The organism is Natronococcus sp. JC468 (assembly GCF_012163165.1).
Taxonomy (GTDB): Archaea; Halobacteriota; Halobacteria; order Halobacteriales; family Natrialbaceae; genus Natronococcus; species Natronococcus jeotgali.
In genome coordinates this window covers 200994-213714 of sequence record NZ_JAAVUO010000001.1, presented here as the reverse complement: position 1 = coordinate 213714, position 12721 = coordinate 200994, and the positions used below count along the sequence as shown (strand labels likewise).

Sequence of the window (12721 nt, the reverse complement as noted above, 5' to 3'; positions counted from 1 at the left end):
CTACCGGTGGCGCCGGTCGAGGACCGCACCGGGAGAGCGGTACCCCTCGTCGTGGCGGTGACAGTAGCTGCGGTGTTCGCCGTCGCCGGTCGAGTAGTACTCGGGCGTCTCGGCCTCGCAGACGCTCCCGAAGGCGTCGTGGTACACCGCGAGCGCCTCGTCCTCGTCGCGGTTTCGGGCGTGGGTCTCGATCTCGTCGAGGGCGGACTGCACGTCCGGCGGAACCTCGAGGTCGCCGAACAGGTCGTCGTACAGCTCCTCGATCGAGCCGAAGCGAGTGTCCTTGCCCACGGCGGCGCGGACGCGCTCTCGCACCGACAGCTCCGCGCGTTTGCGCTCGCTGAGGGTGTTTTTCAGCGCGTTGAGGCGAGTCCACAGCTCGTCGTCGAGCGCCCGGAACTCCTCGGGGCGGATCCGGGTCGGACACCGCGTGCTGAACGGACACCCCGACGGCGGATACCGCGGGTTCGGCGGCGTTCCGTGGAGCGTGATCCGCTCCCGGTCGCTTGTCGGGTCGGGTTCGGGGATCGCCGACAGCAGGGAGTGGGTGTAGGGGTTCGAGGGGTTCGCGAACAGCTCCTCGGTCGGGCCGATCTCCATGACGTTGCCGAGGTACATCACGGCGACGCGGTCGCAGATGTGTCTGACTACCGAGAGGTCGTGCGCGATAAAGAGGTACGTCAGCCCGAACTCGTCCTGGAGGTCCTCGAGCAGGTTGATGATCTCGGCCTGCACGGAGACGTCCAGCGCCGAGACTGGCTCGTCGAGCACGACGAAATCCGGCTCGAGCGAGAGCGTCCGGGCGATGCTGATCCGCTGGCGCTGGCCCCCGGAGAACTGGTGGGGGTAGCGGTAGTAGTGTTCGCGCTGGAGGCCGACGGTGGCCAGCAGCTCCTTGACCCGCTGGCGCCGTTCGCGCGGGGTCTTCCAGTCGTGCACGTCGAGGGGCTCGCGGACGATCTCGCCGATCGTCATCCGGTCGTTGAGGCTCGACTCGGGATCCTGGAACACCATCTGGGCGTTCCGACGCCACTCCTGAAGTTCCGACCCGTCGAGTTTCGTGACGTCGACGCCGTCGAATAGGACGTCCCCGGCCGTCGCCTCCTCGAGCTGGAGGAGCGTCCGACCGAGGGTCGTCTTCCCGCAGCCGGATTCGCCGACGAGGCCGAGCGTCTCGCCGCGGCGAATGTCGAAGCTCACGCCGTCGACGGCCTTGACCGGCGTCCCGCCGAGCAGCCCGCCCTCGTCGTAGTAGGTCTTGAGGTTCCGGACGGAGATCATCGCGTCCTCGTCGCTATCGGTCGATACGTCGGCGTCCGAGTGGATCGTTTGCTGGCTCATTCGGTATCGCCTCGAGTTTCGGTATCGGCCCGGCGTCGGTGTCTGGCGACCGCCTCCGCGGTCGGCAGCTCCTCGGGGTAGAGCAGACAGGCCGCGGTGTGATCGGTCGCACCCTCCTCGACGGGGACGGAAGCGGGGTGGACCGCCTCGCAGTCGTCGAACGCCTTCGGGCACCGCGGCGCGAACCGACAGTGAGTCGCCGGCTGGTTCGGCGTCGGCACGTTCCCCTCGATGGTCTGCAGTCGATCGCCCTCCTGGCGTCCCGGGATCGACTGCAACAGCCCCCGGGTGTAGGGGTGTTTCGGATCCGCGAACAGGTCGTTCACGCCCGCGGTCTCGACGACCTCGCCGGCGTACATGACGTTCACGCGGTGGCTGATCTCCGCAATGACGCCCATGTCGTGGGTGATGAACATCATCGCGAGGTCTCGCTCCTCCTGCAGTTCCGCGAGCAGGTCGAGGATCTGGGCCTGGATCGTGACGTCCAGCGCTGTCGTCGGCTCGTCGCAGATCAACAGCTCCGGCTCGCAGGCCAGCGCCATCGCGATCACCGCCCGCTGGCGCATCCCGCCGGAGAACTGGTGGGGGTACTCGTTGACCCGCCGTCTGGCGTCGGGAATGCCGACGTCCTCGAGCAGTTCGGCGGCCTCGCGGGTCGCGGCCTCGCCGCGAAGCCCCTGGTGGAGACGAAGCGCCTCCTTGATCTGGTTGCCGACGGTGTAGACGGGATTGAGGCTCGTCAGCGGATCCTGAAACACCATCGCGATCCGTCCGCCGCGCATGCGCCGCTGGGCCTCGTCGTCGAGCCGCGTGAGCTCGACGAACCCGTCCGCGATCGAGGACGGCGACTCCGGGGAGCCGTCCGTGACGAACACGCAGTCGTCGTCGCCGACGCCGAGGGCGTCGCCGTAGCCCGCCGCCACGACGTCCTCGAGGGGCACGTCGTCGGCCCGCTCGTAGCCGAGGTCGGTCGGGCGGACGTCGACGGCCGCCCGGGCGAAGAAGTCGTTCGGATCGTACTCGGCTCGCAGCGACTCGAGGTCGACCGTTCGGTTCGGGAACGCCTCGGCGTACTCCCGGACGGTCTCGACGTGGCCGAATCGGATGCTGCTGCCCTGGAGGATCCGGCCGGGCGAGTCGATCAGCCCCATGATCGAGCGGGCGGTCACGCTCTTGCCCGAACCGCTCTCGCCGACGATGCCGACCGTCTCGCCGGGTCGGATGTCGAAGCTGACGTCGTCGACGGCCCGGATCGTCTCCTTCTCGGTGAAGAAGGCGGTCTGCAGGTTCCGGACCTCGAGGATCGGTTCGTCGCGTTCGGCCGTGATTCGGGGAGATTGTTCCAGAGACATCATCCACCACCTCCTGCCGCCGCGGCACCGGTGTCGTCCGTGTTGGCGTCGCCGGCGGCGGCCTCGGGATCGATCGCGTCGCGAAGCCCGTCGCCCAGGGCGTTGAACGCGGTGACCACGAGGACGATGACGAGACCGGGGATCGTCGCGACGTGCCACGACGACGTGGAGACGAACGACTGGCCGTCGCTGACGAGTCGGCCCCACTCGGGGGTGGGAGCGTTGATACCCAGCCCGAGGAACGAGAGAGCGGCGGTGAAGATGATCACGCCGCCGAGGAGCAACGAGCCGTAGATCATGATGTACCCCGCGATGTACGGGGCCATGTGTTTTCGCATCGTGTTCGCCGGCGTCTGCCCGTAGCTCTTGGCGGCGTCGACCCACTCCTCCTCGGCGACCTGGAGCGAGGGGCCGCGGATCGACCGCCACATGCCGGGCCAGTAGACGAACGCGAATATCAGCCCGAGGAGGACGCCGCCGTTGAGCGGTTCCGCGAGCACGTGGTTCCCCTGGTCGAAAATCACCGACAGCATCATCACGAGGAGGAACGCGGGGATCGAGATGATCGAGTCGCTGGCGATCACCGTCAGCACGTCGACGATCCCCTTGTAGTACGCCGTCAGCAGCGACATCGTGACGGCGATCAGCCCGCCGAGACCGATGGCCAGCAGGCCGATGACGAGCGAGGTCTGGGCGCCGTACGCGAGGTGGGTGAGCATGTCCTGTCCGTTCGGCGTCGTTCCCAGCGGCGCCCAGCGGTCGTACTCGTCGTAGCTCATCGGGCCGACCGTGTTCTGCCCGTCCGACTGGGTGTCGAGGTTCGCGTTTCCGATCGTCGTCGTGGCGACCTCGCCGTCCTCGAGGTACTCCACCTCGTAGGAGTACGGCGAGTAGATGTTCTCCTCGGCGGGGACCGGGCTGACGGCGGGCGCCCAGAGCGCCGTCGCGATGAACAGCACGACGACGACCAGTCCGAACAGCCCCCAGTAGTGGCCGCGAAACCGATCGAACGTGTCGTCGCGCGGCGTCCAGTCGACCTGTCGGTACTGGGTCCGGAAGATCTCGTACCCCTTCCAGACCCACCCGATCAGGGCGAGGGCGTACCCGTAGACCAGGAGGACGCGAATTCCCCACGCGACCGCGGGCGAGAGGCCGAGGAACGTTCCCTCCCAGCCGCCGTCGGGCGTTCGGTGGCCCCGGTTCGAGACGACTTCGTGGTCGGTGATCGTCGGGAGCGACGACAGCAGGTCGAACGGAGCCGCAGCCGCGGTTCGAACGAGCCCCCCGACGGGCGTAAACACGAACAGGACGGCGAGGACGGCCAGAGCGGCCGTCACCGCCGCCCGCTCGAGGAGGGCCATCGTTCGAGGACTCGCGCCGAAGTCGAACCGATCCGCGGCGCTCCAGGGCGCGAGCCCCACGAGCAACGAGGCCACGCCGAACAACAACAGCAGCGACAGCGCGTCGCCGACGAGGTACTCGGCGATCGGAACCGTCGCGTCGGCGACGTTGCCGCCGATCCAGCGCGGGATCCCGGCGATCACGCTGACGGCGAACCCGACGGCCGAACCGAGACCGATGATCCACCCCGCGATCCGGCCCAGCTCGAGCGCGAGCAGGACGGCCGCACCCGCGAGCCAGAAGAGGGCGGGACCCGGGTTCTCGGCGATTCGTTCGCGAAGTACGGTCTCTTCGGAATTCGGTTCCCCCGTCTCGGACGTGATGCTCGTGCTCATCGTTCGTACCCCACTCGCGGGTCGATGATCGTGTACAGGAAGTCCTGGACGATGTTCAGGAAGATGATGATCAGCGTGAAGATAAACAGCAACGCGCCGGCCAGGGGAAGATCACCCTGCACCATCGCGCGGAAGAAGATCCTGCCGAGACCGTTGATGTTGAATATCGACTCGACGATGACCGAGCCGCCGATCAGCAGGAACGCCTCGTTGGTGATGACCGGAACCAGCGGGATGAGCGCGTTTCGGAAGACGTGTTTCCAGACGATAGCGCGACTCTTCAGTCCCTTCGCCCTGGCGGTCTCGACGTAGTTCGAGTTGATCGTCTCGAGGATCGCCGTCCGTCCGATGCGCAACTCGGCCGCCATCGAGGCCGAGCCGAGAACCAGCGCCGGTGGCAGGATCAGCTTGACGTCGACGGCGAGGGCGCTCCAGTCGACCCCGGTCGGGAACGGGACGGCGCCGAACGAGTTCGACCAGGAGAGAAAGTCCAGGCTCGGCGTCCCGGTGATGCTCCTGATCTCCGGGCCGAAGGTGTACCAGTCGAAGCCGAACCACCCGCCGCCCTGGGTCTGGCGCAACACGGCGAGCAGGATGATACACAGCCAGAAGTTCGGCATCGCCTGCCAGAGGATGCCGCTGACGGAGGCGGTGTAGTCGCTCCAGCTGTTGGGTCGAAGCCCCGCGTAGAACCCGAGCGGGATGCCGATGAATAGCGGAAGCAGGATGGCCCAGAAGCCGAGCCAGAGCGTCGGTGGCCCCGAGTTCATCACGATCGTCGTCACTTCCCAGTCGGCGTACACGACCCAGGACTGGCCCAGGTCGAGAACCAGGAAGTCGGTGACGAAATCGACGTACTGCTCCCAGAGGGGGTCGTTGAGGCCGAGTCGCTCCCGCATTCGTGCGGCCTCCGCGCCGGACGCCTCGGGACCGAGCCTCGCGGCGACGGGATCGACCGGTCCCATCCGCAACAGGACGAAGATGAACGTCATGACCAGAAACAGGACCGGGATCGACAGCAGCAGTCGTCGGAAGAAGTAGCCCCACCGGCTCATGGCGCATCACTAGCAATTCTAAACACGTTTCGAGTATGAGTTCCCATTCTTACACTCACCGTTGATTTTCTAACGGAATCTAAATATTTCGCTTCGGACCGTCCGCAGAACGGACGATCGGTCGGACTGTTCGTCGTACGGAGCCGATCCGTCAGGCTTCCTCGTCCAAGTTGGCCTGCCAGTCGAGGTAGTACCCGGTCGCCGAGTTCGGCATCTCGGAGGTGTTGGTGTTTTTCGGCTCGAACCCGAAGTGACCGTACGCGACGTCCGGCCAGCTCCAGACCCACCCCAGCGAGTACATCTCGAGGTCGCCGTCCTCGCCGCGGTCCTGCAGCGTCGAGAACTGCGTGGAGTTGTTGTTGATCTCGACGGGGAGGTCGCCGAGCTTCTGGCGGATCAGTTCGGCCATCTCGGCGTACTCGGGGGCGGACTCGTAGGTGGCGGCCGTCATCTCGAACGGATCGTCCGAGGTGTAGTCCGTCTCCTCGAGGACCTCTCGAGCGCCCTCGATGTCGGTCTCGTTGACGCCGTAGGGCCACTCGTCGACCCACTGGTCGTAGCCGTCGTCGCCGGTCGGCCACATCCGCGGCGGGGTGAAGCTGAAGGCCTCGAACCCGCGCTCGGAGAGGACGTCCTGGATGAGTTCCTCGTGGTTGACGACGTACGCGATCGCCTGCCGGACCGGGCGGGGGACGTTCGTGACGTTGAACGCGAAGTAGTACGTCCCCAGCTCGGGGACCGCGAGGTAGTTCGTCTCCTCGTCGTTCTCGAAGGGACCGTAGGTGCCGACCTCCCGTCCCATGTCGTCCTCCTCGGCGTCGATCAGCTCGGGATCGTACTGCGAGGTCGGGATGTCGAAGACGTCCGCGTTCTGCTCCATCGCGTAGGTGAACCGCGACTCGGGGTCCTCGTTGATCTCCCAGTGGACCGACTCGACGCTCGCGGCGGTGCCGTGGTAGTTATCGTTGCGGACGACCCGCATCTCCTCGCCCGGCGTGAACTCGTCGAACTGGAAGGGACCGGTCCCGTTGGCCATCCCGGTGCGGAACTCGTCGTGGTCGACCTCGCCATCGTACCCCTCGACGTCGCCGACGATACCCTCGGGAACGATGGCGAACCCGTCGTAGGTGAGGACGTCGAGCACCGCCGGGTTGGGTTCCCGGAGAGTCAGCTCGACGGTCCGGTCGTCGACGGCCTCGACCCCGATCGAGTCGGGGGCGACGCCGCCGTCCTCGCCCTCCTCGTACTCGATGCCCAGCCCCAGCGGCGTGTCGAGGATGAAGTTCGCTCGTTCGCTGTACTCCGATTCGGCGAGTCGGCGGAACGAGTAGACGACGTCGTCGGCCGTCAGCTCCTGGCCGTCGTGGAACTGGACGCCCTCCTTGAGCGTGAACGTCCACGTCTGGCTGTCCTCGGAGGTCTCGACCCCCTCGATGAGCTGGTTTTCGACCTCGGCGACCCCGTCCGGGTAGTGGGTCAGGGTCTCGTAGAGCTGGGTGATGACCACGCCCGACGCGGTGTCGGTCGACATGATCGGGTCCAGCTCGTCGAAGCTGCTGTTGAGGAGGTTCAGCTCGCTGTCGCCCTCGAGTTCGACTTCGTTGAACTGCTGGTGGTGGCTCCCGAGTGCGCCGTGTTCGGGGATATCGACGTAGTCGTACCAGAAGCGTTCGCCCTTGCTGTGGTACAGCGGGAGCAGGACCATGTCGTCCCGGACGGCCTCTTCGATCTCGACGTAGGCCTCGTTGCGCGTCTCCTCGGCGTCGGGACCGGGATTGTCGACGACGGTCTGCCAGGCGGCCTGGGCCTTGTCCGCGTGTTCGCTGACCTCGTAGTCGCTACTGCCACCGTTGTCGTCGTCCCCGTTCTCGTCCCCGAGAAGGGCCGAGCATCCAGCGAGTCCGACCGTCGCGCTTCCCCCAAGAAGCCCGAGCATCTTCCGTCGCGACCGATCTACACCTTGGTTATCCGAACTATCGGACATAGGTACCTATTCCCAAACCAGAATCATATATCTGTCGACCAACGCGGGAGAGCGGTCGCCCCACCGACCGCCGCTGGCGGGACGTGAACTCGTGTCGTTGCACCATGATCTTTCATGTGGAAAGCTAATATATATATGTATTGTTTCGTGACGACGCAATACTTACCCCGTCCACTTCGACGGTCTCGATCCGGGTAGCCGTCCAGAAGGGGAGCAATTCCGGGACGGTCGTTGGAGAGCGTCCGACCTCCCGTGAAACAATAGAGAACGTGACTGGAGTTGTCTCGGGGCGGATCGCCCCGCGTAACTTAATCTCCCTCTTCGTCGACGATGACGACCTCGCCGTCGACGACGTCGACGTTGATCAGCGTCTTGACGTCGTAGCCGGCGTCGGCGACCTTGTTCTCGCCGCCGGCCTTCTTGATCACCGCGACCGTGTCGATGACCTCCGCGCCGATCTCGTCGAGCGCCTCGAGCACCGCCGCCAGCGTCCCGCCCGTCGAGAGCACGTCGTCGAGCACGAGGACGCGTTCGCCCTCACGGACGTCGTTGATGTACATCTCGTTCTCCGAGTAGCCCGTCTCCTGGAAGATCGCGACCTCGTCGTCGAGGCCGTACTGCCGTTTCCGGATGACCGTCAGGGGGATGTCGGTCATCAGCGACACCGCGGTCGAGATGTGGATCCCCATCGCCGCGGGCGTGACGATCCGGTCGACGTCCTCGAGGTCGGCCTTCCGGATGATACGGATGACGATCTCGCGAAGCAGGCCGGGATCGAGCTTCGGGACGCCGTCGCTGATCGGGTGGACGAAGTAGTGGTAGCCGTCTTTCTCGATGATCGGCGCCTCGAGGAGCGACCGCTTCAACTGGTCCATGTCGTGGGTCGGACGGTGGGCGAGTAAAAGTTGACGATACGCGACGGACTCGAGACCGATATCGGGCCGTTTCGGGCCTCTCCGGCCGAGATCGGCCACTGTGACCGAACCGCACGTCGCGACGAGTCCGGAGCCGACCCAACCCGACGGTCAGGTGGCGGGATCGGCGTCCCCGAGTTCGACCGCGAGCGCGTCGGCGACCTCGACGGCCAGCCCCGTCTTGGAACCCTCGTAGGCCCGCGCCGCGTCGTCCTCGACCAGCAGCGCACGGGTTCGATCCGATCCCATGACGCTCGCGTCGTTCGCGACCACGAAGGCGAGGTCGGCCCGCTCGAGGGTCTCCCTGGCGCGGTCGACCATCGCCTCGTCGTCGCCGGACGTCTCGGTCTTGAAGCCGACGATCGACAGGTCGGGACGATCGGCGCGGATCTCGTCGATGAGCTTCGGCGTCGGCTCGAGCTCCAGGGTCAGCTCTCGTCCGGAGCGGATCTTCTCGGGGCTGGACTCGAGAGTGTAGTCGCCGATGGCGGCGACCGAGACCAGGGCGTCGGCGTCCTCGCAGGCCGCCGCCGTCGCCCCGAGCATCTCGCTCGCGCTTTCAACCCGGCGAACGTCGATCCCGGGGATCGACTCCCAGTCCGAGCCGCCGCCCGCCTCGAGCGCGTGCGGGCCGACGACGCCGTGGACCAGCGTCACGTCGGCGCCCCGGACCGCACAGGCCCTGGCGACGGCCCGGCCCATCTTCCCCGACGAGCGGTTCGTTAGCACCCGAACCGGGTCGATCGCCTCGCTGGTCGCGCCGCTGGTGACGACGACGCGGCGGTCCGCGAGCGGGCGGGTTCCGGCCGCGCGAGCGACGCTCGCGGCGATCGCGTCTTCGCTCGCGATCTTGGCTTTCCCCTCCTCGAGCCGGGGCTCGACGAAGTCGACGCCCCACGCCTCGACGGTGTCGATCGCCTCGAGGACGCCGGGGTGGTCGTACATCGGCTCGTGCATCGCGGGAGCGATCACGACCGGGGTATCGGCGCCGAGCGCCGTCGTCGCGCAGGTCGTCACGGGCGTGTCGTCGACCGCGCCCGCGATCTTGCCGACGGTGTTCGCCGTCGCCGGCGCGATCAGCAAGACGTCGGCCCACCCCTCGTAGCCACAGAGCTCGACGTGCTCGACACTGCCAGTGATCTCGGTGACGACGTCGTTCTCGGTGGCGAACTCGACGGCCCAGGGGTGGACGATTCCCCGAGCACTGTCGGTCATCACCCCGCGAACCGCGGCGCCACGGCGCCGCAGCTCGTGGGCCAGCTCGACCGTCTTGACGGCTGCGATCGACCCCGTCACTCCGAGCGCGACGTTGACTCCCTCGAGCATGTGACAGATACTCGCTCCCGGTGCGTGTTAAGCGTAGCGAGGCGTCACGACGGGATCGCGGGCACGGCCCCGACTCACGGCACGATTCGGTCCCGGCCCGCCGCAGCGAGCGGGTTCGAGATCTCGCTGGTCACGTACTCGTGGCGCTTGCCCCGCAGGCGCATCGCGGTCAGGGCCTTGTGAGCCGTCGGCTGCTCGAGCAGCGCCGCCCGATCGCGGTCGAGTCGCGCCGACGGAGCCGCGTCCTCGGCCCGCAGCCCCTCGAAGGCCCGATCGCACCGCTCGCGGACCAGGGTCCAGCAGTCCCGTTCGTCGACGGGGGTTTCGCGGGCGACCGTCGCGACGAGCTCCGCCAGGTGGTTCTGGAAGAGCGCGTAGTAGAGCTTCCGGTAGAGGGCCGTCTCGTCGGCGGCGTCGACGTCCGAGTCGGGGTAGGGATCGACCGCGAGCCCGCGGTCGGCGAGACGATCCCCCGAAACCCGAATGCCACCGAGGTCCCGAACCAGCGTCGCGACCGGTTCGGGGCCGTCGAAGACGACCAGGCTGTTCTGGAGGTGGCTCTCGAGGGCCACGCCGTACGCCGAGAGCAGGCGCAGCTGCTCGGGGACGACGACCGCGACGTAGCGCTCGAGGAAGGCACGCGCCGCGTCGGCGACGGTCGCCGCGCCGATCCGCTCGCCGTAGCGCTCGAGCAGCTCGCGGACGAGCGGGCGCCCGGTCGTCGGGACGTCGGCGACGAGGCTCGAGGCGACCACGGGAACGCCGTCCTCGGGGACGAGCGGGTGCGCGGACGGGTTCTTCCGCAGTAGCCCGGAGAGGTGACGCGCGTCGTCGAACGCCTCGCCCTCGGGGTGGGGGCCGCCGGGCGGGGAGTAGCAGGTCGCCGCCGGCTCGGCGAGCAGCCCCAGCTCGTCGAGCGACTCCCGGCGCTCGATCGCGCGAACGACGTCGGTCACCTGCGGGCCGTTCGTCACGGCGTGGGGCGAGAGAGTTCGCACGACGTTGGTGGTCTGGACGGGGATCGCGAGCTTGAGGTGGGGCAGCGGGCCGTCGGCGGTGCGATCGGTCGCGTAGGGGACGACCGTTCGGAGGTTGAGCTGGGGCGTCGCCGGCGTCGCGTAGTCGGGGATCGGGACGACCCGTCCGTCCTCGATCGGGTCGGCGTAGCGGTCCGGGATCGTCCGGTGGAACTGCATCGGGTGGACGGGGACGACGGCGTACTCCTCGCCGGCCCGCCCCGCGGGAACGGCCCGTTCGAGCGCGCCTTCGAGACCGTCGAACGTCGCGTACAGGCGGTCGGTCAGCCGACCGCGCTCGCTCTCCGACGCTTCCGCGCGGGTCTCGAGGGCGTACTCCCGGTCGACGCCGACGAACCGCAGATCGATCCGCTCGGTGAACTCGGGCGCGTACGCCAGCCCGTCGGCGGCGGTCATCCCGCGTCGGATCTTGCCGGCGGGGTGGAACGGGTGGCCGTCGGTGACGATCCGCTCGAAGGCGGTCGCGGCGTCGGCGCTCGGGACGCCCCTCGCGAGGGCCTCGAGCGGCGACTCGACCGCAGGATCGACCCGCTGGTCGATCTCCCCCGCGAGGACGGGCGTCGCCAGCCGCGCCAGCGCGAGGTTGGCGACGCTTTCCGCGAGCTCGGCGCGGATCCGCTCGGCCTGGTCGGCGTCGACGAACACGCCCTCGCCGGAGAGCAACGGGACGAGGTCGACGGGATGGGCGAGTCTCCCGCCGTTCTCGCCGTCCCGTCCCGCAGCCGTCGAGGACCACCGGTACGTCGGGCCGACGAACCGGAACCGGTCGTAGCCGTGTCTCGCCGCGATCGGCGCGATCAGCGCCGTCTTCGAGGACGGAAACGGGAGCACCGCGAGGCGACGACAGCCGTCGGGGTCGACGAGCGATCGGAGCCGATCCCCGGTCAGCGCCTCGAGGGGCGACGGCGCGTCGGGAACGGCGGGGTTCGCCGGATCGACGAACGCGGAGTCGGGAAGTCCCGTCGGACGCCCGCGAAGCAGCCCGCGAACGAGCCGACGACAGATCTCCCGGCGCGCGTCCGGAAGCGCCGCGAGGTATGCCGCCTCCGCCGGCGTCCCGAGGTCGTGCTCGTGCGTTCGCGCGTACGCGGTCGCGGCGCCGAGAGTCTCTCGCTCCGCGCTCGTTCGAAGGCGTATCGGCTTGCCGTCGACCCGACGGCGACGGGAACTCACGATCGGTCCCGCTCGACGCTCGGGTGCATCGTCGGGCGCTCCGCCAGCGGCTCTGAGAGCGCCTCGAGCATCGTCTCCCGGGCCCGCTCGTCGCGTCGCCGCCGTTCCTCGTCGTCGATCTCCTCGCAGCCCGGCGGCACCTCGCGGCCCCGCCCCGTGAAGTAGCCCTCGGGGACGACCCAGTCCTGGTAGAAGTTGACGTCGGCGTCGTGGATCACCGCGAAACCGACCTTCGCGCCGTGGCCGGCCGCGACGATCGCCTGGTGGGGCTCGCCGGCGATCCGGCCCGCCGCGTAGATGCCGTCGACGGCGGTTCGGCCGCCCTCGTCGACGCTGACGAAGTGTTTGTTCCCGCGCTGGATCCGACCGACGTCCAGCGGAACGAGGTAGTCGCTGTCGGCCCAGGAGGCCGCGATCACCCGCCGGGCCTCGAGGGGCTCCCCGCCGTCGGTTTCGAGGACGAACCCCGCCTCGAGGTTGTCCTCCGCGACGGGTTCGACGCCCGTCACTCGGCCGAGCTCGAATGTCGCGCCCGCGTTCCGGGCCTGTTCGCGGGTGAGCTGCAGGTACCGACGGGCGTCGATACCGTCCGGAAACCCGGGGTAGTTCTCGAGGCTGGCGTTGCGCGCGAGGATCGACTCGCCCCCGTCGACGACGAGGGTGTCGAGTCCCGCACGGGCGGTAAGGATCGACGCGGCGAGGCCGGCGACGCCCCCGCCGACGATACAGACGTCTCGCATGGATCGGCGTTGTCCTCCCGGGGTATAGAAGATTGCCACGCAGTCCTCGGTTGCCGGACTCCG

The 12721-nt window shown here is 68.0% G+C and carries 9 protein-coding genes; all 9 read right to left on the bottom strand.

Annotated elements, in window-relative coordinates; translation table 11 throughout:
* On the bottom strand, window positions 1-1341 hold the full coding sequence (locus tag GWG54_RS01170; RefSeq protein ID WP_167936029.1) for an ABC transporter ATP-binding protein: 1341 nt from the start codon (window positions 1339-1341) through the stop codon (window positions 1-3).
* Window positions 1338-2693: an ABC transporter ATP-binding protein gene (locus GWG54_RS01165; protein ID WP_167936028.1), complete on the bottom strand. Its 1356-nt coding sequence runs from the start codon at window positions 2691-2693 to the stop codon at window positions 1338-1340. The genes GWG54_RS01170 and GWG54_RS01165 overlap by 4 nt, the downstream gene beginning before the upstream one ends.
* A complete protein-coding gene (locus GWG54_RS01160) occupies window positions 2693-4429 on the bottom strand; it encodes an ABC transporter permease (protein WP_167936027.1) in 1737 nt (578 codons plus the stop codon). Before GWG54_RS01160 ends, GWG54_RS01165 begins: the two co-directional genes overlap by 1 nt.
* Window positions 4426-5484 (bottom strand): ABC transporter permease, encoded by a 1059-nt coding sequence (locus tag GWG54_RS01155; protein WP_167936026.1) that lies wholly within the window; start codon window positions 5482-5484, stop codon window positions 4426-4428. The genes GWG54_RS01160 and GWG54_RS01155 overlap by 4 nt, the downstream gene beginning before the upstream one ends.
* A 151-nt stretch (window positions 5485-5635) precedes the next feature.
* Window positions 5636-7420 (bottom strand): ABC transporter substrate-binding protein, encoded by a 1785-nt coding sequence (locus tag GWG54_RS01150; RefSeq protein ID WP_167936025.1) that lies wholly within the window; start codon window positions 7418-7420, stop codon window positions 5636-5638.
* Between the two features lie 356 nt (window positions 7421-7776).
* On the bottom strand, window positions 7777-8343 hold the full coding sequence (gene hpt / locus GWG54_RS01145) for a hypoxanthine/guanine phosphoribosyltransferase (protein WP_008427226.1): 567 nt from the start codon (window positions 8341-8343) through the stop codon (window positions 7777-7779).
* A 150-nt stretch (window positions 8344-8493) separates the two neighbouring features.
* Window positions 8494-9708, bottom strand: coding sequence for a bifunctional phosphopantothenoylcysteine decarboxylase/phosphopantothenate--cysteine ligase CoaBC (gene coaBC / locus GWG54_RS01140; protein ID WP_167936024.1), 1215 nt, complete (start codon window positions 9706-9708; stop codon window positions 8494-8496).
* Window positions 9709-9782: 74 nt separating this feature from the next.
* Window positions 9783-11918, bottom strand: coding sequence for an IucA/IucC family protein (locus GWG54_RS01135; RefSeq protein ID WP_167936023.1), 2136 nt, complete (start codon window positions 11916-11918; stop codon window positions 9783-9785).
* The gene (locus GWG54_RS01130) at window positions 11915-12658 is read right to left on the bottom strand and encodes an NAD(P)/FAD-dependent oxidoreductase (protein ID WP_167936022.1); all 744 of its coding nucleotides are present in this window, start codon (window positions 12656-12658) and stop codon (window positions 11915-11917) included. Before GWG54_RS01130 ends, GWG54_RS01135 begins: the two co-directional genes overlap by 4 nt.
* Between the last annotated feature and the right edge of the window lie 63 nt (window positions 12659-12721).

What these genes read in the sequence shown, in the direction of transcription:
- GWG54_RS01150 (WP_167936025.1), bottom strand. Translation starts at nt 7,420, where the DNA reads ATGCTCGGGCTTCTTGGGGGAAGCGCGACGGTCGGACTCGCTGGATGC.
- GWG54_RS01155 (WP_167936026.1), bottom strand. Translation starts at nt 5,484, where the DNA reads ATGAGCCGGTGGGGCTACTTCTTCCGACGACTGCTGCTGTCGATCCCG.
- hpt (WP_008427226.1), bottom strand. Translation starts at nt 8,343, where the DNA reads ATGGACCAGTTGAAGCGGTCGCTCCTCGAGGCGCCGATCATCGAGAAA.
- GWG54_RS01130 (WP_167936022.1), bottom strand. Translation starts at nt 12,658, where the DNA reads ATGCGAGACGTCTGTATCGTCGGCGGGGGCGTCGCCGGCCTCGCCGCG.
- coaBC (WP_167936024.1), bottom strand. Translation starts at nt 9,708, where the DNA reads ATGCTCGAGGGAGTCAACGTCGCGCTCGGAGTGACGGGGTCGATCGCA.
- GWG54_RS01165 (WP_167936028.1), bottom strand. Translation starts at nt 2,693, where the DNA reads ATGTCTCTGGAACAATCTCCCCGAATCACGGCCGAACGCGACGAACCG.
- GWG54_RS01170 (WP_167936029.1), bottom strand. Translation starts at nt 1,341, where the DNA reads ATGAGCCAGCAAACGATCCACTCGGACGCCGACGTATCGACCGATAGC.
- GWG54_RS01160 (WP_167936027.1), bottom strand. Translation starts at nt 4,429, where the DNA reads ATGAGCACGAGCATCACGTCCGAGACGGGGGAACCGAATTCCGAAGAG.